We start from the raw sequence: 24,322 nt of genomic DNA, 5'->3' as shown, positions 1-24,322 counted from the left end.
CACTCTCCCTGTTGACCTTCGAGCATACTCCATACTTTAGGCTGCGTTCGACTCAATGAACAAGGAACGCACCATGACCATCCTGATCACCGGCGCCACCGGTTTTATTGGTAAATATCTTTGCCTCACCCTTTTGCAGCAGGGGCATGACGTGAAGGCACTGACCCGCTCCAAGTCCAGCCTGACCCAGCTCACCGGCTTTCTCGAACAGCAGGGCGTCGCCATGGAGCGGTTTTCCGCACTGGAAGGCGATCTGGAAAAGCCGGATCTGGGACTGGTCACCTTACCGGACCGCATCGAATGCATCGTGCATCTGGCCGCCCGGTTCGCCTGGAACCTGCCCGAGCACGAGGCCCGTCACACCAACGTTACCGGCAGTCTTCGGGTGGCGGAACTGGCCCGCCACCTGGACTGCCGGCTGGTGTTTATCACAGGGTTCATGCTCGCCAACGAGGCACACCTGTCACGCCAGGGCATTCAACTGAGTCACCCGGAGCAGACCGACTGGAGCCAGGTGTACCGGCAAGCCGGTGGCTATGAGGCCAGCAAACTGGAATCCGCATTCCGCTTGCGGGAATTCGTGGCAAGGCACGGGCTGAATGCGGTCGAAGTACAGCCAGCGACGGTGGCGGGCCACGGATCAACGGGGGACCTGGACCCGGCCCAACCGCTGTACAGCTTGCTCGACAACCTCTACCACGGGCGACTGGCCATGATTCCGGGGTCGCAAGAGCACTGGTTGCCATTGATTCCGGTGGATAGCCTGGCGCAACTAATTGCAGCGGCCTGCACGGCCACTCACGTACCCGATACGCTGTTGGCGCTGGACCAGAACACGCCCAACCTGGCGGGGCTGTTACAGGCTGCGGCGCAACTCCTGGGCAAGCCGGGCCCCCGCAGGCATCTTCCTATCGGCGTGATGAAAGCTCTGCTGGCCATACCTGGCTTGCCCGGGCTGCTGAAGGTGGCCCCGGAGTCCCTGGCGTTTATTCAGACCTGCCGTTTCGACACCTCCCGCACAGAGCAGTTTCTGGCGCAGCAGAACGTGCAATTACCGCCGTTCGCTGAGTACCTGGAAGCAAGCTGCCGACACTACTGCCAACGTCTCGGTGTCGGCGGAGGAGCGGTAACGATCGGGGCCTGAGTCAGGCCCCGAAAAGCGCCGAGCGAAGCGGGCGAAGGAAACCAGATGAACGGCCTTCGCTCGCGCGACTGGGTTGGCCATCAAACTCAAGATAGCCGTCTTCAATGGGATCGAAACGCAGGATCTTCACATCCTGCAGATAGTTCTGGGAGGCTTTCCACGGGCCGTGGGTGCCCTGACGCGGCAACCGGTCTTCTGCCCGCTTGATGTAACCCGCGTCGAGGGAACCGAGAATGGTATCGTCTCCTTTACTGTTCTCGGTATCTCGTGCCACGGCCACCTGATGGCCGTTACGATCCATGTGATTGATCAGCCGGCACAGGTACTCACTGGCAATATCGGCTTTCAGGGTCCAGGAAATGTTGGTGTAGCCAAAGATCATGCCCGCGTTGGGTACGCCTTCCACCATCACATTCTTGTAGATCACCTTGTCCTTGAGCGCCACCTCCTGGCCATCCACCCGGGGCGTGATGCCGCCCAGCATCTGGATGTCCAGGCCGGTAGCCGGAATGATGATGTCGGCTTCCAGCTCTTCACCGGACTTCAGGCGAATGCCGGTTTTGGTGAAGCGTTCGATATGATCGGTCTTGATGGAGGCGGTGCCGGCTTTAATGGCCTCAAACAGGTCGCCATCTTTCACCACGCACAGGCGCTGGTCCCAGGGGTTGTAGTCCGGGCTGAAGTGACGCATGTCGGCCTTGCCTTTGAGCTGCCGTTTGATCACCGACAGAAAGAGCCGGCGCATGGCTTTCGGGCTCTTGCGCGAACGCTCATAGAGCAGCCGGGAAATCGAAATGTTGCGGGCGCGGGTTAACCGGTAGGTCGTCTTTTCCGGCAGCACTTTCTGCAGCGCCAGGGTGACTTTATCGGTTGACGGCAACGGCATCAGATAGGTAGGCGAACGCTGCAGCATGGTAACGTGTGCGGCCTTCTCTGCCATAGTGGGCACCAGGGTAATTGCCGTGGCACCGCTGCCAATCACCACCACCTTCTTGCCCGAGTAATCCAGATTCTCCGGCCAGTGCTGGGGATGGACGATCTGCCCTTTGAAGTCCGCTTCGCCCGGGAAATCCGGTTTGTAGCCCTGGTCATAATTGTAGTAACCGGTGCAGCCCACCAAAAAGCTGGCGGTGTAGGTTTCCTGATCGCCGGTCTGCTCGTTCTCAGCGGTCAGAGTCCAGCATTTGTCGGTGCTGGACCAGTCCGCAGTCTTCACGGCCACGCCGTAACGAATGTGGCGCTCGACATCGTTCTCTTTCGCGGTTTCCGCCACGTAGTTTTTGATCGACGCGCCATCGGCCAGCACCTTGCCGCCGGTCCAGGGCCGGAAGTTATAACCAAAGGTGAACATGTCGGAATCCGAGCGGATACCCGGGTAACGGAACAGATCCCAGGTGCCACCAAGGGACTGGCGGCGCTCCAGTATGGCGAAACGCTTGCCGGGGCATTCCCGTTTCAGGTGACAGGCCATGCCAATGCCGGATACTCCGGCGCCAATGATCAATACATCATAATGCTGTTTAGCCATATCCTGCCCTCTCGGAATCCGATCCGTTTCTTGTAATCACGTGTAGAGAATCACGATAGCGCAGGCCGACAGCTCCGGGAATTGGCCAATCTGCGCTCAGGATATGGCTGTTTGAGTCAGTCGTGGTGACCGATTGGCCCCTCTTTGAACAGGAATTCCCGAAGGTACTTGTCCATGGTCGGGTCCTTCCGCCGAATCCACTCAAGCACCATGGCCGCGTGTTCTTTCTCCTCGTCGCGATTGTGTTCAAGAATCGCTTTGAGTTCCGGATCCTTGCAGGCATCCACCCGCTGGTTGTACCAGTCAACGGCTTCAAACTCTTCCATCAGCGAACTGACGGCCCGGTGCATATCACGGGTGTCGTCTGTCAGTTCACCTACCGGCTCATGATAACTGTCGTTTGCCATGCATCACTCCTGATTGGCGGTTACGAGGTGCCCGTTGGCACCCTTAGACCATAGCCAAAGCCAGCGACGACGACAAACTTACCCGCGCTCTTCTCCCGACCTTGGCGCCTGCAGATCAAGCCCGGGATATTGTTTCTGCAGCCGGTACAGGCGGATGATGGTAATGATGTTGGTAACCAGCACCATACCCTCAGCCAGGGTACCGCCGACGGATCCGATCACCAGGTTATTGAGCATCCAGGCCAGCGCCGCCAGACCCAGAACAATACGCAGGGGAATACCCCGGAGCATGAACATGCCCACAGTGCCGAGAACGGCGGCGGTGAGGGGAAACACATCGGTAGCAGACGTCCAGGTTGCCCAGGCCACCAGCAGATTGACCACCAGCATAGCCGCCATGATCAACCCGTTGCCCTGGTACCGGCGCGCCAGGGCGATGCGCAGGATCACCAGTACCGTCAGGGCCGCCGCCGTCCAGCTCTGAAAGAACGCGAACATCAGGGCGAAGGCCACATTGGCCGAAATCAGCAGGACCAGCAGGCGGTCGTCGTTCTTGTTGGCAAAACCGGCAATACAGAACCCCAGGGCCACCAACCCACACAGCTGCCCCAGCCCCTGGCTGAGCGTAAGCCCGGCAACCAGTTCTGTCATAGCGGTAATCCCCTCTCCCGATGCTGCACCCCAGCCTGCCACACTTACCGGGTTTGAGCCATGCACAAACCTGTGCCAGAGTGCTCCCACATTGATATCAAGGATTCGCGCCCTATGAAAACCGTCTTCTCCCCGTTGCACAGCCGGCGCCATGTGCGCACCGAACTGGATGGCGGCCTGCTGATCGAACCCCATGAAAAACCTTCAAGGGCCGAGACCATCCTGGCCCGGGTGAAAGACCAGGCCCTGGGCGAGATTCTGGAGCCGGAAGAATTCGGGCTGGCGCCGATCCAGCGCGTGCACACACCGGATTACGTGGCCTTTCTGGAGACCTGCTGGCAGGACTGGCTGGCTGCGGGCAAGCCCGGCGAAGCCATTCCCGCGGTGTGGGCAGGCCGGGGCATGCGCCACCGGATTCCCAAGGACATTGATGGCCGCCTGGGCTATTACAGCTTTGCCGCCGAAACCTCGATCTCGGAGGGCACCTGGGAAGCCGCCCGCGCTTCCGCCAACGTGGCCCTGACCGCCCAGAAACTGGTGGCCGATGGTGAGCGCGCTGCCTTTGCCCTGTGCCGACCACCCGGGCACCACGCCCACGCCGACCTGTTCGGCGGCTACTGCTTCTTCAACAACGCAGCTATCGTGGCTCAGGCGTTCCGGGACCAGGGCTACGGCAAGGTTGCTATCCTGGATGTGGATTTCCATCACGGCAATGGCACCCAGGCCATTTTCTATGACCGGGCCGATGTCCTCACTATCAGCCTGCACGGCGACCCGGATCTGGTGTTCCCGCACTTCCTCGGGTTTGAAGACGAGCTGGGGGAAGGCACCGGCGAAGGCTACAATCTGAACATCGTCTATCCACCGGGAACGCCCTACAGCACCTGGAGCCAGGGCCTGGAAACCGCTTGCGAGCGCATTGAAGTGTTCAAGCCCGATGCCCTGGTGGTGGCGCTGGGCGTGGACACCTTCGAGCACGACCCCATCTCGTTCTTCAAGCTGGCCTCGGAAGACTACCTCAGCCTGGGGCAGCGCTTGGCGCAGCTGGGTTTACCCACCGTGTTTACCATGGAAGGCGGCTACGATGTGGACGCCATTGGCGTAAATGCGGTCAATGTCATGCAGGGCTTTGAGGGATAATCCTGAGTAATACTGGCGACCGGAGGGAGCCCCTTCCTCCGGTGCGCTATCTGCCGCCCTGCTGCATCAACGCCGCCGAAAAACTGTCCATTAATCGCTCGGCACTCACAGGCACCTCGCGGAGCTGTGAATTGAACACCCGACTGAAAGCCCGGAAATCGACAGCTTTCCAGTTTTCCGGCGCAAGCATGTGGGCGATGTCGTCCACGTTGTCGGCAGTCGCTGCCTGAAACTGGTAGTGCATCGAGGCCGATTGCCCGCTATCTGCAAAATCGTATCCCCGGTGATAGTCGTGCACCAGCAGCAACGCCAGCCCTCCACCCATGAAATGCCGGCCAAGACTGACATACAGATCGCCCGCGCGAATCGCCGCAAGCGCTTCCGGCTCCCAGTCAATGCCACCCACTACCAAGTCATTGCCAGTGCGTAAGCCCGCGCGCCGGGCAGCATCCATGGCCCCGAACGCCATGCCGTCGCTGGCGCTCCAGATTGCAGCCGTATTCGGATACCGCCGCAACAGCACCGATGTCTTGTCTCTCGCCTCCTGCTCGCTCCAGTCGGCACGAACGGACTGCAACAGTTCAGAGCCTGCACCATCCGTCGCTTCAAGCAGCCCGAGACTGCGATCACGAGCCGCAGAGGAATCCAGGGTGCCAGTCAGTGCAACAACAGGCACCGGCTCATCAGACCTGACCAGGTTGAGCGCCCGTGCGCGCTGGTCGAGCATCCTGGCCAGTATTTGACCACCGGAGACATTATCGACCCCCAGATGGCCAATCCAGTTCTCCAGTTTTTCTCTGGGCGCGGAACCCACCTTCTCTCGCGCGGCCTCTGGCACCGCAGTGTTAAACGAGAACACCTTAACGCTTTGCCGGCGCGCATAATCCAGGATCTGAGCAGTTACCTGCTCCTTCCACATGATGATCAGGTAATCGGGTTTCTCCTCCCGACTGAGAACTTGCTGGACCAGCTTCAGATAACTGAGCCGATGCCGCTCCTCATCGAACAGGACGTCAAACTCAACCTCCAGGTCCGCAGCCACCTGCTCCATGAATCCTGCAACCATGTGCCAGAAACGGGAGGTATCCGGTGACAGGAACACGACATTCGGGAGCGTGTCCGACGCACTCGGGTTTGGGAGCGTATCCGCATCCGCCACCCGACCAACGGTGCCCAGAAACAGGCTGATCATCAGTACAACACGTAAAACCATGCAGCTCCTTAGCCGTCGGCAAATCTTGCCGGTCAGTATAACGAACAATACGGTATCCGCATCGACCTCTGCCCAGATGATCGAACCCGGTGCCTCTGGTCACCCGGATTGGTGGAAAATGTCATTGCCTGTAGCTTGCTAATCGGGAGATCATCAGCCAACCATGCGCAAACTCTGGATGCCCGGAATGGAAAACTACCTGAGAGCCACCCCCTTCTTCGACTACGACCATCCCGCCGTCGAGGCCTGGGTCCAGCAGCACCTGGCCGGCGTATCGGACGAGCCGGTGGCACAGATCAAGGCGCTGTATCTGGCGGTGCGCGACAGCATCCAGTACAACCCCTACGTGTTCAGAACCGAGCCACGCACGCTCTCGGCCAGTTACGCGCTGGAATCGGGCGAAACCTACTGCATTCCCAAAGCCGTGCTGCTGGGTGCCGCAGCCCGCTCCATCGGCATTCCCAGCCGGCTGGGCCTGGCGGATGTACGTAACCATCTTTCCAGCCCGAAGCTGATTGAGTGGCTGCGTTCCGACATTTTCCGCATGCACGGCTTTATCGAGCTGTATCTCAATGGTCGCTGGGTGAAGGCCACACCGGCCTTCAACCGACAGTTATGCGAGCTGATGAAGGTAGAGCCCCTGCCGTTTGATGGGGTGAACGACTCGGTCTTCCAGGAATTTACGGAAGACGGCCAGGCGCATATGGAATACATCAATGATCACGGCGTGTTCGACGATGTGCCCTTCGATTTCATCGTTGACGGCGTTCGCCGGGCCTATGGCCACCTGTTTGAAGCGGATGGCCAGCCCCAAACCATGACGGGCAGCCTGGAACAGGACATCTCGGACCGTTCCTGAAGCCATAAAAAAACCGGCAGCCCACTTCCCGTGGGCGCCGGTTTCAGGGGTCAGCCTGAATTCAGGCTTGTGTGAACAGCTTACTCAGCAGAGTTACGGATCAGGAAGTCGAAGGCGCTCAGGGCAGCCTTGGAACCTTCACCCATAGAGATCACGATCTGCTTGTAGGGCACGGTGGTGGCATCGCCTGCCGCGAACACACCCGGGATCGAAGTCTCGTTACGATCATTTACGATGATCTCGCCGTGCTGGCTCAGTTCGATGTCGCCTTTCAGCCACTCGGTGTTCGGCACCAGGCCGATCTGAACAAACACGCCTTCCAGCTCAACGTGATGCGACTCACCGGTGGTACGGTCGGTGTAGTTCAGGCCGCTGACCTTACCATCGGTACCCACCACTTCCGTGGTCTGGCCAGACGTAATGATCTTCACGTTGTTCAGGCTACGCAGTTTCTTCTGCAGCACTTCATCGGCACGCATCTGCTCGCCAAACTCGATCAGCGTCACGTGGCCGACAATACCTGCCAGGTCGATGGCCGCTTCCACGCCGGAGTTACCACCGCCAATCACCGCTACGCGCTTGCCTTTGAACAGCGGGCCGTCGCAGTGCGGGCAGTAGGCCACGCCCTTGTTGCGATACTCTTCCTCACCCGGCACACCCATCTGGCGCCAGCGGGCGCCGGTGGACAGAATCACCGTGCGAGCTTTCAGAGAGCCGCCGTTGGCCAGGCGTACCTCGTGCAGGCCTCCGGTCTGCTCGGCCGGAATCAGCTTCTCGGCACGCTGCATGTTCATGATGTCGACTTCGTATTCGTTGACGTGCTGCTCCATGGCCGCCACCAGTTTCGGGCCTTCGGTGTAAGGCACGGAAATCAGGTTTTCGATGCCCATGGTGTCGGCCACCTGGCCACCAAAACGCTCAGCCGCGATACCGGTCGCAATGCCCTTTCGTGCGGCATAGATAGCCGCAGCAGAGCCTGCCGGGCCACCACCGATCACCAGAACGTCAAACGCGTCTTTCTGGTTGATCTTACGAGCTTCTTTTTCAGCCGAGTTGGTGTCCAGCCTGGCCGCAATCTCTTCCAGCGTCATCCGGCCCTGGCCCCAGGGCTGGCCATTCAGGTAAACACTGGGTACCGCCATCACTTCACGCTGCTCAACTTCGTCCTGGAACAGGGCACCGTCAATGGAGGTGTGCTTGATGTTCGGGTTCAGCACGCTCATCAGGTTCAGGGCCTGAACCACGTCCGGGCAGTTCTGGCAGGACAGCGAGAAGTAGGTTTCAAACTCGAACTCACCTTCCAGCTCCTGAACCTGCTGGATCACTTCCTGAGACGCCTTGGATGGATGGCCACCCACCTGCAGCAGGGCCAGCACCAGCGAAGTAAATTCGTGGCCCATGGGAATACCGGCAAAGCGAACGCCAATGTCGGTGCCTACACGATTGATGGCGAAGGACGGACGACGCACCTCAGTCGATTCCTCGGTCCGCAGGCTGATCTTCTCGGACATCGGCTCGATTTCTTCCAGCAGCTGCTTGAGCTCCTCGGACTTCTTGCTGTCGTCATAGGCTGCCACCAGCTCAATCGGCTGCTGCAGCTTTTCCATATAGGCCTTCAACTGTCCTTTGATATTGGCATCCAACATGTTTGGTATTCCCCTTTATGTCGTGAAACTAAGTTTCTGAATTCAATAATGAATCGTTATCTGAAGTTATGATTAAGATACGGCCAGACGGTTCGTTGCTCAAATTGATTGACCCAAACCTTCTGATAGGCCATACCTATAAAATTCAGTCGTAACGATTGGTAGATACAAAAAAGGCCCGCAGTGCGGGCCTTTCTGTAAGTTTCACCGAATCGGGGAAACTTAGATCTTGCCAACCAGGTCCAGAGACGGAGCCAGAGTTTCTTCGCCTTCTTTCCACTTGGCCGGGCAAACTTCGCCAGGATGGTTGCGAACGTACTGGGCGGCTTTAACCTTGCGCAGCAGGTCGTCGGCGTCACGGCCGATGCCTTCGGCAGTGATTTCAACAGCCTGGATGATACCGTCCGGATCGATCAGGAAGGTAGCGCGGTCTGCCAGGCCCTGGCCTTCACGCATAACACCGAAGTTGTTGGTGATGGTGCCAGTCTGATCGCCAACCATGTAGTAGTTGATCTTACCGATGGTCTCGGAAGTGTCGTGCCATGCTTTGTGGGTGAAGTGAGTATCAGTAGATACAGAGAACACTTCTACGCCCAGCTTCTGCAGCTCTTCGTACTTGTCAGCCACGTCGCCCAGCTCGGTCGGGCACACGAAGGTGAAGTCGGCCGGGTAGAAGAAGAAGATGGCCCACTTGCCTTTAACGTCGGCTTCAGAAATTTCTACGAACTCGCCCTGCTTGAATGCGGTGGCGTTGAACGGTTTGATTTCGCTGTTAACGATACCCATCTCAGAATAACTCCTGTCGGTTCATTTAACTGATGGTTTGGAAACGATGCACAAGATACGGGTTTGACCATCTGAGTGAAAATTGATTATTTCCAATCTCAGCATAGGCATAGCCTATATACAGCCATCAACTTCGGCTAAACATGGCGGCCAAAAGCCTTCCGGGCCTTCAGCCACCTGCCATTGATATGGGGCCTTAACCTGCAAGTTCAATCTTGCGGAAGTCCAGAATATTTTCTTTTGGTGACGTTTGGATGGCAGCCACCTCTGAACGTTTCCTGAGCAGTATATAACCAAAGCAACCAAAGTAGAGTGCAATGACCAGCGCACCCACCCACTGAATCCGCAGGAAATCCAGCTTGAACAACATGGTCAGCCCGACCATGGCCACCAGGTTGAAGAGCACATAATTCACCCGCCCCAGGCGTTGCGCCGTCAGGTTCAGGTTATCGGTGTAGAGCCGGATCAGGGAATCCAGGGAGTTGATGACCATCAACACCCCCACCGAGATCATGGCGATGTTGGTGAAGGCGGCAATCTTCAGCCCCTCCGCGTGATAGTAATAGAGCACGCTGAACCACACACCAATGGCAACGGACGGCACGACCAGCATGGCAATCAGCAACTGCCAGGTTTTGATCCCACTCACGAAACGCGCGGTGAACTGACCAATCATGATGCTCCAGGCAAACCACCAGAACAGGTAGAACTCGTGGTAGTCGTTGATGGGCAGGACAAAGTGATGGATGTTGGCAAAGTACTCACCGAGCATGCCGGCGGTGCCAAAGAAATCTGCCGGCGAGCCTTTACCCATAACAAATGCCCGGAACCACATACCCGCAATCAGGGTAATGAACAGCACACTGGAACCAACACTCAGAATACGGATGTATTTGACCTTGGAGCTGGAATACACCGCCAGCGCAATGGACAGGAACACGATGAGGTAGAACGCCGGCACCACCGATTCACCATCGCCCAGTTGCGGCAGATACCAGGGCAGATTCACCAGCAGCAGGTAAGCGGTGAACGCGCAGGTGCCGATAATCACCACGTTGTTGACCAGCTTCACCATCGGGATCTCGAAGAACTTCACTCGCGGCTCAATGATGGCGAAGTAGAAGCAGGTCAGGAAATAGAAGCCCCAGATCAGAAAGGCCCAGAACCCGAACTCGATGGCCAGCGGGTTGGCAAAGGCGTATTCCGGGTTTTCAGAGACATTGCCGTAACCACCGAACTCGGTAAGCGGGAACATGATCAGCCCCACGTCCAGACCGGAGGTGAACAGGATGGCAATGAAGGTCAGCGTGCGAACCGGCGTAACGCCGATGCACTGCATGTCCCACCACCGATACAGAATCAGGGCGATGGCGGCGAAGGTAAAGATCAGGCCTGTGGATAACCAGAGTGTCATGCGATCTCCCTCCGGTTGTTCCTTGTCATTGTAGTGCACAGCATGGGTGTTCCTCCTCTACTTTGTAAGCGCTGCTTCTTTCGAATCGGACACAAACCCAGGACTTGCCTATCAGTCGCCCGAAAACGGCGGGATGCCGTCGCGCTGATAGGGAAATCCTGAGGGCTTGCTACCCGGGCACCTTGCGTACCCGGGCCGGGACTGCGGTCGCTAGGCCAGCGACCGTTTCGCTTGTCCCGGACGTTGGCGCGCCTGCCATTGGTCATCCATGAAGACCGGCGCGTCCGAAGGTTGCAGGGGCTCCCTGCCCCGGATAAGGTCGGCTGCCCGCTCGGCCACCATGATGGTGGGCGCGTTCAGGTTGCCATTGGGTATGGTCGGGAAGATGGACGAATCCACCACCCGCAGATTCTGGATACCGCGCACGCGGGTTTCCGGGTCTACCACCGCCAGCGCATCAGTGCCCATCTTGCAGGAACAGGACGGGTGATAAGCGCTCTCCACCGCCTGGCGCACGAAGGCATCGATCTGCTCATCGCTCTGCACATCCACACCGGGCTGGATTTCTGCTCCGCGGTACTCGTCCATGGCCGGCTGGTTGATGATCTCCCGGGTCAGGCGCACGCAGTCGCGGAAGCCTTCGCGGTCGGCCTCGTGTTCCAGGTAGTTGAAACGGATGCGCGGGGCCTGTTTGGGGTCGGCAGACTGCACATGCACAAAACCCCGGCTCTTCGGCTTGTTATGACCAATGTGGAGCTGGAAACCGTCGCCATCAAAGGCTTCGCGGCCGTCGTAGCGCATGGCCGCCGGCAGGAAATGGTATTGCAGGTCCGGCCATTCAACGCCGGCCTTGGAGCGGATAAAACCACAGGACTCGAAATGGTTGGTGGCCCCCAGGCCATCCTTGCGCAGAATCCAGCGCACCCCGATCTTGAGCTTGTTCCACCAGTCCAGTTTGCCATTCAGGGAGACCGGCTTCTGGCAGCGGAACTGGAAGTAGAACTCCAGGTGATCCTGCAGGTTCTCACCCACGCCCGGCAGCTCATGCTTCACCTCAATACCGGCCTGCTCCAGCACTTCGCGCTTGCCAATACCCGAAAGCTGCAACAAATGTGGCGAGCCAATAGAACCGGCCGACAGAATCACTTCCTTGGCGGCTTTGGCCTCATGCACCTGGCCGCCCTGCTCATAGCGCACGCCGGTGGCGGTTTTGCCCTCCAGAAGGACCTTATGCACCAGGGCATGGGTGACCACCGTCAGATTCGGCCGCGCCATGGCCGGGCGAAGGTAGGCGTTGGCGGTGGACCAGCGGCGACCGTTCTTCACGGTCATGTGCATGGCGCCAAAACCTTCCTGGCGGGCACCGTTGTAATCATCGGTCTCCAGATAACCGGCATCGACGCCGGCCCGGATGAACGCTGTATACAGCGGGTTGCGCATGTTATTGCCGTTGTTCACACCCAGGGGGCCGGAATTCCCCCGGTAGGCATCGCCGCCGAAGGCCCAGGTTTCCGCCTTCTTGAAATAGGGCAGCACGTTACGGTAGTTCCAGCCGTCGGCACCTTCAGACTGCCACTCGTCGAAATCCCGGGCATGGCCACGGACATACACCATGCCATTGATGGATGACGAACCACCCAGCACCTTGCCCCGGGGGCAATGCATGCGGCGATTGTCCAGATACGGCTCCGGCTCGGTCTCGAACTGCCAGGCGTACTTTTTGGTGTTCATGGGAATGGATAGCGCGGTGGGCATCTGGATGAAGATGCTCTTGTCACTGCCACCGGTTTCCAGCAGCAGCACCCGGTTTTCACTGTCCTCGGTCAGACGGTTAGCCAGCACACAACCGGCTGAGCCCGCACCCACAATGATGTAGTCGTATTGGTTTTCTTTCATACGCGTTCTCCTCTGTGGCCTGCAGGGTTAAAACGGGGCGTCGATGTCTTCCATGCCCACATACACCGACTTGATCCGGGTGTAGTGCGCAATGGTCTCGCGCCCGTTCTCACGACCGATACCGGAGAGTTTGTAGCCACCCACCGGCATTTCCGCCGGGGAGGCACCGTAGCTGTTGATCCAGCAGATGCCGGCCTGGATCTGGTGAATCACCCGGTGTGCCCGGCGGATATCATTGGTGAACACACCCGCGGCAAGTCCGGTATCGGTATTGTTGGCACGGGCAATCACCTCGTCTTCGTCGCGGAAGGTGAGCACAGACATCACCGGCCCGAAGATCTCTTCCTTCACGATGGTCATGTCGTCGGTGCAGTCGGTGAAAATGGTCGGTTCCACGAAATAGCCGCCCTGAGAATCCTCCGGCTCAAAGGCCCGTCCGCCGTGGCTGAGCGTGGCGCCTTCGGCCAGCCCTTTGCTGATGTAACCCAACACCAGTTCCTGATGCTTTTTGGAGATCAGCGCGCCGAAGTTGGTGTCCGGGTTCATCGGGTCACCGGCCTTGATGTTCTTGCGTGTGCGCTCCAGCAGGCGCTCGATAAAGCGCGGGTAGAGGTCCTCGTGCACAAACACCCGGGTACCGTTGGTGCAGATCTCGCCTTGGGTGTAGAAATTACCCACCATGGCGGCGGAGATGGCGTTCTCCAGGTCCGCGTCGTCGAAAATGATCAGCGGCGACTTGCCACCCAGTTCCATGGTCACGTCTTTCAGCGACGACGCGGCGGCGGCCATCACCTTCTTGCCGGTGCCCACCTCGCCGGTGAACGACACCTTGGCAATCTCCGGGTGATGGGTCAGCCACTGGCCCACTTCGGCAGCGCCCTGCACCACGTTGAACACGCCCGCCGGCACACCGGCTTCGATAAAGATTTCCGCCAGCTTCACTGCGCCCATGGGGGTTTCTTCGGATGGCTTGAAGATCATGGCGTTGCCGCAGGCCAGGGCCGGGGCCGACTTCCAGCAGGCGATCTGGATCGGATAGTTCCAGGCGCCGATACCGGCGCAGATGCCCAGCGGCTCCCGGCGGGTGTAGTAGAAATCGCCACCCAGATCCTGCTGGTTACCTTCGATGGACGGCGCCAGGCCGGCAAAGAACTCAATGGCATCGGCGCCGGTCACCACATCCACAGCTTCCGCTTCCTGCCAAGGTTTACCGGTGTCACGCACTTCCACTGCCGCCAGCTCGTCGTTGCGCTCGCGGAGCAAGGCCACCGCTTTCAGCAGAATACGGCTGCGCTCAATGGCCGGTGTGGCGGCCCACTGGGCAAAACCGGCGCGGGCGCTCTCGATGGCGGCCTGTTGCACAGACTCATCCGCCACTTCCACTTCATAGATCACCTGGCCCGTGGCCGGATTCACCACCGGGAAGGTCTCGCCGGTGCTGTTGGCCAGAAACCGGCCGTGGACAAAATTCTGAACCACAGGAAGAGATGCAGACATAGCGCGTTGGTAACCTCTGTTCGGTGTCTTCAGGCCTTGTGGGCCATGGAATTCAAATTGGCTCAGACGCCAGCCCGGGCCAGTGTCTCGTGGACAAACTGCTTGCACAGCCGCTCGCCGGCTTCAAAGCTCTCGGCCGGGTCCAGGCTCAGGGCGCTGCGCAACCAGAACCCGTCGATCATCGCCGCCGTTTGCCGGGCCGCGGCTGTCGCCTCGGCCTGCGGCAGCACTTGCGCGAAGGAATAACGCAGGTTGCTGTACAGCCGGGCGTTGTTGATCTGCTGCAAACGCTTCAGCCCTGGCTCGTGCATCGAGCGGGCCCAGAAGCTGAGCCAGGTTTTCGCCGCCAGCGCCGAACGCTGGAACTCGGAAAAGTTGGACTCGATGATGCAGTCCAGCCGCTGAGCCGGGGAGCGATCAGTTTTCGCCATGCGCTCCCGCAGCTCCTTGCCTAACTGGTCCAGCAGGTAGCGCAAGGCGGCCTCAATCAGCCCCTGCTTGCCCCCGAAATAGTGGCTGATGATGCCGGACGACATTCCCGCCCGCTTGCTGATGCTCACGATCGTGGTGTTCTGCATCCCCAGTTCAGCGATGGACTCCATGGTGGCGTCGATCAGTTGCTGGCGGCGGGTGTCTTTCATTCCGACTTTCGGCATGGGCTTTCCATCCAATCTTTATTAATTGAACGTTCAATTAAATTAAAGGCTACAGAAACGTGACAGGGATTTCAAATTTGATCAGAAAACCACCACATCACCTCATTACACTGGATGCGTCTTCCACCAAAGGTTGCTGGTAACCGCCGGCCAGTCAGGACACAATCGGGACAACCGCGAACAACAAGGAGCCACTATGAGTACCCTGCCCCAACTCACCGATGCCCTGCTGACTCTGGAAAACCGAGTGGCCACGCTCACCATGAACCGCCACGACCTGCGCAACGCGCTCACCGGCTCCCATCTGATCGACGATATTGTTGCCACCGCCGAGTGGGTGAACAGCTGCGAGGAGGTATCCGTGCTGGTGATCACCGGTGCAGGCTCGGCCTTCAGTGCCGGGGGTAATATTCGCGATATGGCGGAACGGGGCGGGGACTTCGCAGGCGACCCGGCGGAATGCGCCGAGCGCTACCGAAAGGGCATCCAGCGCATCCCCCTGGCACTGGACGCCGTGGAAGTGCCGGTGATTGCGGCGGTGAACGGCCCGGCCATCGGCGCAGGATTTGATCTGGCCAACATGGCGGATCTTCGCCTGGCCGCAGACAACGCGAAGTTTGGCGAAACCTTCCTGAACCTGGGCATCATTCCCGGTGACGGCGGGGCCTGGTTCCTTCAACGCCTGATCGGCTACCAGAAAGCGTTTGAGCTGACGCTTACCGGCCGCGTGATCGACGCCAACGAAGCCAAACAGCTTGGTATCGTGATGGACGTGGTGCCTGCCGATCAGCTAATGGACGCGGCCATGACACTTGCCCGCAGTATCGCCCAGCAGCCCGCCAAGGCCACCCGGCTGACCAAGCGCCTGATGAAAATGGCCCAACGCACGGAACTGCGGGATTTCCTGGATATCTGCGCCTGCTTCCAGGGCATGAGCCACAATGAGCCGGAGCACCTGGAAGCCGTGAACCGCATGCTGGAGGCGCTTAGCCGGAAGAAGTAGTAAAACCGCAAGACGCATCAATTACTTAGCAATATGACACATTTTGCTACATTAAAACCGCACGTGGGCTTCCCTCGCGGCCCAGCATTGCTAGACTGACGGGGTAGACATAACAATAAACAATGTCAGAGTTGGCTAGCGAGGTCGGCTTTTGGTGAACCTGCAACACGCATGTCGCACGGTCCTGGTTACACTGCTCGTTCTGTGCAGCCAAGCCGCCTATGCCAATTCGCCAACCGTTGTCATCAGCGCCGAACAACCCATTGACAGCCAGTTCCAGTACTGGGAAGATCCTGATGCGTCCGCCTCCCTCCAGGACGTGCTGGCACTGCCAGACGCCCGCTGGAGCCGCCAGCCGGATGGCAAAGCCACCCTGGGCATTACCTCCTCCGCATACTGGCTCCGAATCCCTGTCGAAAATGCGGCCGACACCCGGCTCAACCTGGTGGCAGAACTCGGCTACTCCCAGCTGGACGATGTCCGGTTTTATCTGCTGGATGGCCGCACCGTCACACGGACACTGGAAACCGGCGATACCCGGCCCTTTTACCCCAGGGATGTAAACCACCCCAACAACCTGTTGCGCTTTGCGCTGGAGCCTGGTGGGACCGCCACGCTGATGATTCGGGTGGCCACCCAGGGGACCATGGTGCTGCCCCTGACCATCTGGCGCGAACACGAGTTTTTCGAGTCGGTCGCTGATGAACAGAAGCTGCATTTTTTCTACTACGGCTGCCTGTCCGTCATCATTCTGATCAACCTGGCGGTCTTCCTGACGCTCCGGGAAAAACTCTACCTGTTCTATGCGCTCGCCATTTTCGGCTACCTGGCGTTTTTTGCGTCCATCCGCGGGTTTTCATTCCAGCACCTTTATCCCAACGCGCCCGACCTGCATGCCCATGTACTGATGTTGTCCATGCCATTCCTGGCCATGTTTTCCATTCTGTTCTGCATGGAATTCCTGAAGGTGCGACAGCACAGCCCCCGGTTACGGAAGGCGCTCATTGCCATGCTGGTGTTTGAAATCAGCTATTTTGTGTCGGTTCCTTTCATGAGTTACAACACCGGGATCCAGCTCGCTTCGGTGTCTGCGCTGGTGTTCTTTTCCCTGCTGCTGGTCGCCGGCCCGATTGCCTGGGCCGCCGGCGTACGCGCCGGCATATTCTTTACCCTTGCCTGGACCCCATTAACCATTGGCGTGCTCGCCACCTCCGGGCGCGCACTGGGGCTGTTTCCGGAAACGTTCTTTACCGAATACGCCATGCAGATTGGCTCCGGGCTGGAAGCGTTCATTCTCACGCTGGCCCTGGCCGACCGACTGTACCGGGAGCGGGAACAGAAAATCCGGGCCCAGGCCGACAGCCTGCGACAGGAAAAAGCCCACAGCGAAGCCCAGGACCGCCTGAACGACGTCATGAGCCACGACCCGGTTACCGGCCTGCCCAACCGGAACCGGTTTGAATGGATGATCGATGAAGAGCTTCGGGCCCACCCGGAGCGCCGCTACATGGTCGGCGTCGCCCGTATTACCCGCCTGAAAGACATCAACCGCACCCTGGGCCTGGAGCGCAGTGAGCGGCTGTTACGGTCCATCGCCGAGCATATGTCCGCACTGGCCAAACAGCTCCCCATGCTACACACCAGTGTCGACCAACAGGGCCGTGTGGAACGGGTATACCAGCTCTCCGGCGACAGCTTTGGCCTGTTGGTCGACGTGGAACGGGCTGGCGACAATTTCCTGCCCCTGGACCAGGCCCTCAAACAACTGGCCGAGCCGGTACTGCTGGACCACCTGGCCATTGAACCGCACCCACGATTTGGGGCCGCCAGTTATCCCGAGCACGGCCGCAAAGCCAGTGAACTGATCCGCAACGCCCATGTCGGTATGGAAATGGCGCCCCACGGCCCCTTTGAAACCGGCTTTTACTCACGCAGCAACGATATCTACGATGAGCGCCGGCTTACCCTGATGTCGGACCTCAAGGAAGCCCTGACCAACGGCACCACCGAACTCCACTATCAACCCAAAATGGATCTCCGCAGCGGACAGATTATCGGCTTTGAAGCCCTTATCCGCTGGCAGCACCCGGAGCGTGGCTGGGTACCTCCGATTGATTTCATTCCGCTGGCAGAGAAAACCGGGGTGATCACGCAGCTCACTCACTGGGTCATCGACCAGGCCCTGAGCGATCTCCGTACCCTGCAGAAGATACAGCCAGGCCTGGGGATGGCCATCAATGTGTCGGCGCGGGATCTGCTCTCGGCCGGGCTGGAAGAACAGTTCGCCCAGTGTCTGAACCGGTATGGTCTGGACGCTGGCCATATCACCGTAGAACTCACCGAAACGGCCGCCATGGACGACCCTGAGAAAGGGCTGGAGGCACTGGGCAGACTGTCCGCCCTGGGCCTGCGCATCTCCATCGACGATTTCGGAGCCGGCTATTCCTCACTGTCGTACCTGAAGCAAATCCCCGCCTCGGAACTCAAGCTCGACCGTACCCTGGTACACGACATCCAGGCCAGTGACAGCGCCCGGGTGATTGTCGAGACCGCCATCACCATGGGCCACACCCTGGGCTATCAGGTAGTGGCCGAAGGCGTGGAGAGCGGCCAGGACGCCGCCCGCCTGAAAGCCATGGGCGCGGACCTGTTGCAAGGCTTCTGCCTGTGCCGCCCGCAATCGCTGACAGACACCGTCGACTGGCTGGAAAAACAACGGCAGCCTGAAGAAAGTCGCAACGCGAGCTGGTCGGATTAACCAGCCGCATCCCGCTTGCCCAGCCGGACATTCGTACGGGTATAGCCGCGCACGAAATTGGACTGCACGTATTCCGGCTTATCCTGAACTGGTCCGGATCTTCGATGAAATGAGCACCAGCCAGGCCAGCACCAGAATACCGCCCCAGACCACCAGCCCCTTCAGCAAAACCGTGATCATCATCCGCCGTCCTTCAGCACTATAGCCTACGTCAAGTCGCCTTCGGCAAACCGGAGAACTCCGGCACATCGCCCAGCGCGTGATCCCAGGCTGCCCGGCTCGACGTGAAAAGATGCGCGGTAGGCACCCGGGAGAGCTCCGAGTCCAGACACCCGGCGGGCACTACCAGAAAACCTGGAATATGGGTGTTGGGCACAGCCGAACCACAGGTTCGGCAAAAGCACTTCTGGTGCCGGGTGCCCGGGAGCGTATAGGAGGCCACCGCCTCCTCACCCGCCAGCCAGACCAGCCGGGCCGACTGGGAGAACAGGTTTGCCGCATGGGCAGACCCGGTGTCCTTCTGGCAATACCGGCAATGACACAGGTAAAAGCTGTCGAAGTCTCCGTGCACCTCGAACTTCACGGCGCCACACAGGCAAGAGCCAACATAATCCGTCATCGCATTCCCTCCCTTCAGTATTCGAGGTAACAACCGGTGTTCGCGTGCATGCAAAGCTTCGGCAAAGGCACCACCAACTGGCTGCATGGCGCAGGCTTAACCGCTACAATGGGCCTCAGTGGAGCGCAGGCGCCGCTGCCATTTTTTACAGGAAAGCCCATGGCTATTCAGCTTGATTTTCGCACCCTGAGCCTGACATTAATGCTGTTCAGCCTGGTGTTCGGTCTTGGTATGTTTGCTTATTCCAGAGAACATACCAAGTTCTCCGGAATCCGAACCATGGGCGCAGGATATTTTCTGATCGGCGGCGGCTGTGTGCTGCTTGGCCTGCGCCATTTTATTTACGATTTTGCTTCCATAGTGCTTGCCAATACCGCAATCATTATAGGAGTAGTGTTGATATACAGAGGGCTGTTTCGTTTTCGCGGTATCTCTCTGCGCCATGAACGCTGGCTGAGCACCGCACTGGTGCTGGTGCTGGCGGCTTTAATGTACGTTTATACCTTTCATATTCCAGATGTGAACCTGCGCATTCAGGCCTTCTCTATTGTTTTTGCAGCTGCCTGCCTGATTGGTGCCACCGGATTTTTACGACATCGCGAAAGCCATAACCGTATGGCCGGCAAAATGCTCATCGCCATGTTTTTGCTGGTGAGCGCATTCTTTATTTTCCGGTTTTTTCGGTCGTTTTACGAAGTACCGCCTGAAGATTTCATGAACGCCGGGTGGCTTAGTGCATTGGCGATTGTTGCGGGAGAGTTTTTGGTTATTTTATCGTCCTTCTGCACGATATGGATGGCTTCCGGTGAATTGCAGGATGAACTCTCCGAAATCGCCAGAATTGATCCTTTAACGGGGCTCTACAACAGGCGGGCATTCGACGAATGTTGTGACATTGAGTTCAGCCGAGCGCAGCGTTCAGGTGCACCTTTCGCCATTATCATGTGCGACCTGGATCACTTTAAGAGAGTGAATGATCAGTACGGCCATCATGTAGGCGATGAGGTATTGAGGCGCTTTGCCAATACGCTCAAAGAGCACATACGAAAGCATGACGTGGTGGCGCGTTTCGGGGGCGAAGAATTTGTTCTGTTGTTGCCTGGTAAAGACACCGAGCAGGGGTTAGAGGTGGCGGAGAAACTCAGAGCCAAAACGGCAGACACTCAGATCACGATTGGTGATGATGTCTGTTTAACGCTCTCGGCCAGTTTCGGAGTGGCTCACTACGATTCCAGTGACCGCGAGTGGAGTGCCGTGCTGCACCGTGCGGACAACGCGCTGTACGCCGCCAAAAAACAGGGACGTAACCGCGTTGTCGATCTGGCAACGGAAGGCCAGAACGTTCAATCGGGGCCGATGCTGAGTGCGCAGCCATAGGCCCGAAGAGTAAGGGCCGCTGCGGCCTGCCTTGTTGATTTTAGTTCCTGGCTGCGCTGTAGCTCAGACTGACAACCCGCCAAGCAGCACCATCCCACTCCCAGGTCTCGGAGAACGCGACTACCGGCCCTTGGGATTGACCAGAAGTTGTGTACCCCTGACCAGTGACTATGGCGCCGCCATCAGAGTCCTGGATGGTTAACTCCGTATCGTGTTTTTGTCCGCCTTGGGGAAACCAGTTTCCATTGCGCTTGGCTGAGGAGATCGCGTCGATCTGGGATTTCTTGGACTGGACACCTCGCTCGGTAGTGACGGTGAAACCGTCTGCCTGGACCCGAGCAAGGTGCTCAACGTCACCCGAGAAAAACGCTGAGTACCAGTTTTCTCGTACTTTTATCAAAGCTTCCTGGTTCATGGACTGATCCCTGTCTTTAGAACTGAAGGCGAAGCCTCAATGCCACAGGCGTCGCGATGTCTAGCCCTGAAAAGGCTATATCCTACTGAATTGAATCAATAATTTTATTTCTCACAAGCTCAACCGAATCCCTGTTGTAGCCGGCAACCGCAACCATGAGCTTGCTTTGATTAGGCGATATTTCTATACATTTAACCACAACACGGTTCGACTTTACGTTCCCGTATATTCCATATTCATTCTCAACCTGATTCTCCAGACCCAGGACTTGCAGGGCATACGAGCTTTGTATCTCACAAGCCTCTTTGGATTTGTTCAGATCTTTAAACCATGACCAAAGCTCAGGTGGTTTTCCTTCAGCGAGAGCTGATCCTGATAGTAGAAATAAAAGAATTAGAACTGCCTTATTGATCATGCGAGTTTCCCTACCATTTAAATTATCCGGCGTAACCGGTTGGCGTTGGAGCATCAGCGGAATAGCCTTCCGCGTGGACGCTACAGTCTGGCGCTTATTCATGAAGCCATGGCGCATAACTCAGGCCAACCAACACACCCTCGGGGCTCATAAACCGTGCCACTGTCTGCCCCCAGGGTTCAGTGCGGGTTTCATGAACGAATTCCTGTCCCCATTCCTTCATCTCTTGCACTGCCGCCTCTACAGCCGCTGCATCCGCCAACTCAAATTCAATGGTAGCCGTAGGCTCAGGAATATGGTCGGGCCATTCCTCCTGGCCAAAACAGGAGTTAGCTGCCATAGAAAGGGGCCATATTCCGAAATGATTCGCTCCGGGGAATTTATCCATGAAACGGTAGTCGTCCATCTTCTCCAGCGGCAGGCCCAGCGCATCCTCATACAGAGACGCACTTGCCGCAGGGTCTTTGGTTATGGACGCAAAACCTGAAATGCACTTGATTTCCATACAATACCTCCGTGGTTCATCGAGCACCTTCGTGTCAGGGGCTACCCTATTTATAGAAGGTGTCTACTGAAGTGGGGCCTTGCCAGTTCCATCTTGCGCACATAACGCTCCGCTAATGTTCGCCGCCTGCAGCGTCACCATTGAGCGGCTTGTATGATTGAATGCCCACTGCTTAGCCCGTGTGGGGCGCCTGGAAGAGCTCAAAAAAATCGCCGGCAGAAAACACCGTCATCACCCCGAGAAAACCGAACACTACGAAGATAGCAGCAGCATACACACGCCACGCATACTGCCCGATCCCATCATTGTGATTACCAGCAGCGACCCAAAGCCGAACCGCACTATAAGGAAACCAAAAATATAGAACTGCAACTATTGGGATCATCGTGAACGCTGGCAAAACCCAAATTGCGACCTCTGGCGGCACGACACTGGCGTAACGGACCAACAACTTTGGTATGACAAAAACCGCCAACACCAGCCAAATGAACAGATACACCGAATACAGCAAGTGCTCGATAAAAAATATATGAACAGGCTTCCTTGTCACATTCATAGAAAATCACTCATAACACCAATATTCAGCGGCCCGACAGGGGCGTCCGGTGGAGGCAGCAGGCCGGAACGAACTTGATTGACTGGTTAAATTAAGTTGCGGCTGACGACACGGATAATCCCTGCACCAATGAGCGCGACGATGGCAACAATGTCTGCGATAACAACCTTACGGACAGACTCATTGTACCCGCCGACAGACCACGCAATAGCGATGAAGGACACAACGCTGACCAGGCCTGCGATGATTGCCAGTGTTTGCAGCGATGGCTGGAACGCTGCATACACCAAAAACAGGCCGGTGACAACTTTCTCCATGTTTGCGACTCCTCCCTGAATTTAATCGGGATAGGGAGGCACCTCACGATGCCCCTCCTCCCACATCACCGGGCATACGGATCACGTACCACGGCGATTCAGTGACTTGATTCAACCCGTTACCGCACTGCCAGTTCCGGCAGCCCATAGCTCCGGAACAACCGGGCCGGTAGGGCTTCCCGCAGGGCCGGCGAGTGACTCAACCGCCACGGGCCGTGGGCCGATTTGGCGGTGTTCCAGGCCAATCTGACCGGGACACCCCGCTTTCTCAGCTCACGATACCCCCTTCGGCCCCATTGCTTCCACACGTAACTTCTCATTCTCCGCCTTATCCACTTGTCCAGGTCCCGCAGCGGGCTCAGCACTTCGGCTGCGTCGAAGTACGCTTTCCAACCAAGCAGGGTCTCTTTCAGATCTGCGATCACCTGGGCCAGTGAGTGGCCCCGTGTTCGGCGGCTCAGTATCCGGATCTGGGATTTCAACTTAGTGATGGCTTTGGCAGCCACCTTCAATCGCTGTCCTTTCCGGCTGAGGGTGAAGCCCAGGAAGCTTCGCTTCCAGGGCCGGTCTACCGCGCTCTTTCGTGTATTCACTGTGAGCCTCAGCGAGTCCTCGATAAAGCGCGTCAGACTCACCATCACCCGCTCTCCTGCACGGCGACTGCCCACGTAGATCTGGCAGTCATCCGCGTAGCGGGCGAAGCGCAGGTTGCGCCGCTCCAGCTCCCAATCCAGTTCATCCAGCACCACATTCGCCAACACCGGAGACAGTGGTCCGCCTTGCGGCACGCCCTCGGGTGTCGGGGCTTTGCGATTGTCGATCTGAACGCCTGCCTTCAGATACCAGTTGATCAGCCTGAACAGCGGCCTGTCCGGCGTATGCCGTTTCAAACGTGCCATCAGGCGATCATGGTTTACCCGATCGAAGAAAGCTTCCAGGTCCAGATCCACTACCCAGTTGCGGCCTTCCCGAGCACAATGCTGTACGTATCGGACTGCCTGATGGGCAGAACGCCCCGGGCGAAAACCGTAGCTGTGTGGATGGAAGCGGGGTTCCCAGTCCTGCTGGATCACCTGAGCGATTGCTTGCTGGATAAAGCGGTCCAGCACCGTCGGGATGCCCAGAGGGCGGAAACCGCCGTTGGCTTTGGGGATGGTGACCCGCCGGACCGGTTTGGGTCGGTAGGTCTGCTGGAGCAGTTGCTGCCGGATCTCGGGCCAGTGTTGGCGCAGATAATCCGGCAACTCATCCACGGTCATGCCGTCGATGCCCGGCGCTCCCTTGTTACGTCGAACCTGTTTCAGGGCGCGATTGAGGTTGTCCCTGCTCAACACACGCGCCATCCACGGTGAGGGTTGAACGGAGTGCGAGTCTTCCCGGTTTCCGGCAACGGGTTCATCCCCTGGAGACTCCAGGGGCAGCGCTAGCTGCTTTGCGGATGCCATCCCGTTTCCCTGCACGGACTCTCGACTCCTGTCTCTGTTCGGGCCTTCGGTTCACGGGCGAACCTACTATGCCCT

General features: G+C 58.1%; 23 protein-coding genes. 6 read left to right on the top strand and 17 right to left on the bottom strand.

The annotated features are described in order from the left end of the window. Positions 1-73: 73 nt before the first annotated feature. Positions 74-1,144, top strand: a complete 1,071-nt coding sequence (locus ACSSVV_RS12655; protein WP_022991373.1) for an SDR family oxidoreductase — start codon at positions 74-76, stop codon at positions 1,142-1,144. 1 nt (position 1,145) lies between these two features. Here ACSSVV_RS12655 and ACSSVV_RS12650 read toward each other — a convergent pair whose 3' ends face one another. From ACSSVV_RS12650 to ACSSVV_RS12640, 3 genes are all read right to left on the bottom strand, one after another. Further along, the gene (locus ACSSVV_RS12650; protein WP_454106339.1) at positions 1,146-2,672 is read right to left on the bottom strand and encodes a flavin-containing monooxygenase; all 1,527 of its coding nucleotides are present in this window, start codon (positions 2,670-2,672) and stop codon (positions 1,146-1,148) included. Between the two features lie 116 nt (positions 2,673-2,788). Continuing rightward, positions 2,789-3,079, bottom strand: a complete 291-nt coding sequence (locus ACSSVV_RS12645) for an encapsulin-associated ferritin-like protein (RefSeq protein WP_011787234.1) — start codon at positions 3,077-3,079, stop codon at positions 2,789-2,791. Between the two features lie 78 nt (positions 3,080-3,157). Then, positions 3,158-3,730, bottom strand: coding sequence for a YgjV family protein (locus ACSSVV_RS12640; RefSeq protein WP_022991375.1), 573 nt, complete (start codon positions 3,728-3,730; stop codon positions 3,158-3,160). A 114-nt stretch (positions 3,731-3,844) separates the two neighbouring features. On the opposite strand from ACSSVV_RS12640, the gene ACSSVV_RS12635 reads away from it, so the two are divergent. Next, complete coding sequence (locus ACSSVV_RS12635) at positions 3,845-4,870, top strand: histone deacetylase family protein (RefSeq protein WP_454106338.1); 1,026 nt, start codon at positions 3,845-3,847, stop codon at positions 4,868-4,870. 46 nt (positions 4,871-4,916) lie between these two features. Here the strand turns inward: ACSSVV_RS12635 and ACSSVV_RS12630 are convergent, their stop codons facing one another. Next, positions 4,917-6,083, bottom strand: a complete 1,167-nt coding sequence (locus tag ACSSVV_RS12630; protein WP_454106337.1) for an ABC transporter substrate-binding protein — start codon at positions 6,081-6,083, stop codon at positions 4,917-4,919. Between the two features lie 187 nt (positions 6,084-6,270). On the opposite strand from ACSSVV_RS12630, the gene ACSSVV_RS12625 reads away from it, so the two are divergent. Continuing rightward, positions 6,271-6,942 (top strand): transglutaminase-like domain-containing protein, encoded by a 672-nt coding sequence (locus ACSSVV_RS12625; protein WP_023008743.1) that lies wholly within the window; start codon positions 6,271-6,273, stop codon positions 6,940-6,942. 80 nt (positions 6,943-7,022) lie between these two features. Here the strand turns inward: ACSSVV_RS12625 and ahpF are convergent, their stop codons facing one another. From ahpF to betI, 6 genes are all read right to left on the bottom strand, one after another. Continuing rightward, positions 7,023-8,588 (bottom strand): alkyl hydroperoxide reductase subunit F, encoded by a 1,566-nt coding sequence (gene ahpF / locus ACSSVV_RS12620; RefSeq protein WP_199451933.1) that lies wholly within the window; start codon positions 8,586-8,588, stop codon positions 7,023-7,025. A 222-nt stretch (positions 8,589-8,810) separates the two neighbouring features. Beyond that, positions 8,811-9,374 carry an alkyl hydroperoxide reductase subunit C gene (gene ahpC / locus ACSSVV_RS12615; RefSeq protein WP_011787240.1) on the bottom strand — a complete coding sequence of 188 codons (564 nt, stop codon included), beginning with the start codon at positions 9,372-9,374 and terminating at the stop codon, positions 8,811-8,813. Positions 9,375-9,570: 196 nt separating this feature from the next. Continuing rightward, entirely contained in the window at positions 9,571-10,827 is a 1,257-nt protein-coding gene (locus tag ACSSVV_RS12610) for a BCCT family transporter (RefSeq protein WP_011787241.1), read from the bottom strand. 171 nt (positions 10,828-10,998) lie between these two features. Then, positions 10,999-12,684 (bottom strand): choline dehydrogenase, encoded by a 1,686-nt coding sequence (gene betA / locus ACSSVV_RS12605; RefSeq protein ID WP_011787242.1) that lies wholly within the window; start codon positions 12,682-12,684, stop codon positions 10,999-11,001. A gap of 27 nt (positions 12,685-12,711) precedes the next feature. Further along, positions 12,712-14,181 carry a betaine-aldehyde dehydrogenase gene (gene betB, locus ACSSVV_RS12600; protein WP_011787243.1) on the bottom strand — a complete coding sequence of 490 codons (1,470 nt, stop codon included), beginning with the start codon at positions 14,179-14,181 and terminating at the stop codon, positions 12,712-12,714. 62 nt (positions 14,182-14,243) lie between these two features. After that, positions 14,244-14,837, bottom strand: coding sequence for a transcriptional regulator BetI (gene betI / locus ACSSVV_RS12595; protein WP_011787244.1), 594 nt, complete (start codon positions 14,835-14,837; stop codon positions 14,244-14,246). Positions 14,838-15,033: 196 nt separating this feature from the next. Here betI and ACSSVV_RS12590 point away from each other — a divergent pair, with 196 nt between their 5' ends. Both ACSSVV_RS12590 and ACSSVV_RS12585 read left to right on the top strand, forming a co-directional pair. Then, positions 15,034-15,840 carry an enoyl-CoA hydratase-related protein gene (locus ACSSVV_RS12590; protein WP_011787245.1) on the top strand — a complete coding sequence of 269 codons (807 nt, stop codon included), beginning with the start codon at positions 15,034-15,036 and terminating at the stop codon, positions 15,838-15,840. A gap of 154 nt (positions 15,841-15,994) precedes the next feature. Further along, positions 15,995-18,598, top strand: a complete 2,604-nt coding sequence (locus ACSSVV_RS12585; RefSeq protein WP_454106336.1) for an EAL domain-containing protein — start codon at positions 15,995-15,997, stop codon at positions 18,596-18,598. Between the two features lie 211 nt (positions 18,599-18,809). Here ACSSVV_RS12585 and ACSSVV_RS12580 read toward each other — a convergent pair whose 3' ends face one another. After that, the gene (locus ACSSVV_RS12580; RefSeq protein WP_022991385.1) at positions 18,810-19,217 is read right to left on the bottom strand and encodes a GFA family protein; all 408 of its coding nucleotides are present in this window, start codon (positions 19,215-19,217) and stop codon (positions 18,810-18,812) included. A gap of 48 nt (positions 19,218-19,265) precedes the next feature. Here ACSSVV_RS12580 and ACSSVV_RS12575 point away from each other — a divergent pair, with 48 nt between their 5' ends. Continuing rightward, positions 19,266-20,594 (top strand): GGDEF domain-containing protein, encoded by a 1,329-nt coding sequence (locus ACSSVV_RS12575; RefSeq protein ID WP_022991386.1) that lies wholly within the window; start codon positions 19,266-19,268, stop codon positions 20,592-20,594. 40 nt (positions 20,595-20,634) lie between these two features. On the opposite strand, the gene ACSSVV_RS12570 is transcribed toward ACSSVV_RS12575, so the two are convergent. The 6 genes from ACSSVV_RS12570 to ltrA all read right to left on the bottom strand — a co-directional run bounded on the left by ACSSVV_RS12570 (position 20,635) and on the right by ltrA (position 24,247). Next, positions 20,635-21,009 carry a nuclear transport factor 2 family protein gene (locus ACSSVV_RS12570; RefSeq protein WP_022991387.1) on the bottom strand — a complete coding sequence of 125 codons (375 nt, stop codon included), beginning with the start codon at positions 21,007-21,009 and terminating at the stop codon, positions 20,635-20,637. 82 nt (positions 21,010-21,091) lie between these two features. Continuing rightward, complete coding sequence (locus ACSSVV_RS12565) at positions 21,092-21,424, bottom strand: hypothetical protein (RefSeq protein ID WP_011787250.1); 333 nt, start codon at positions 21,422-21,424, stop codon at positions 21,092-21,094. Positions 21,425-21,518: 94 nt separating this feature from the next. Next, entirely contained in the window at positions 21,519-21,929 is a 411-nt protein-coding gene (locus ACSSVV_RS12560; protein ID WP_022991389.1) for a VOC family protein, read from the bottom strand. A gap of 172 nt (positions 21,930-22,101) precedes the next feature. Next, positions 22,102-22,485, bottom strand: coding sequence for a hypothetical protein (locus tag ACSSVV_RS12555; protein ID WP_022991390.1), 384 nt, complete (start codon positions 22,483-22,485; stop codon positions 22,102-22,104). Between the two features lie 86 nt (positions 22,486-22,571). Further along, positions 22,572-22,802 carry a hypothetical protein gene (locus ACSSVV_RS12550; RefSeq protein ID WP_022991391.1) on the bottom strand — a complete coding sequence of 77 codons (231 nt, stop codon included), beginning with the start codon at positions 22,800-22,802 and terminating at the stop codon, positions 22,572-22,574. A 119-nt stretch (positions 22,803-22,921) separates the two neighbouring features. Continuing rightward, a complete protein-coding gene (gene ltrA, locus ACSSVV_RS12545) occupies positions 22,922-24,247 on the bottom strand; it encodes a group II intron reverse transcriptase/maturase (RefSeq protein WP_454106335.1) in 1,326 nt (441 codons plus the stop codon). Positions 24,248-24,322: the final 75 nt, after the last annotated feature.

The organism is Marinobacter sp. MBR-105, assembly GCF_053628895.1.
This window is presented reverse-complemented; position numbering and strand designations above follow the sequence as displayed.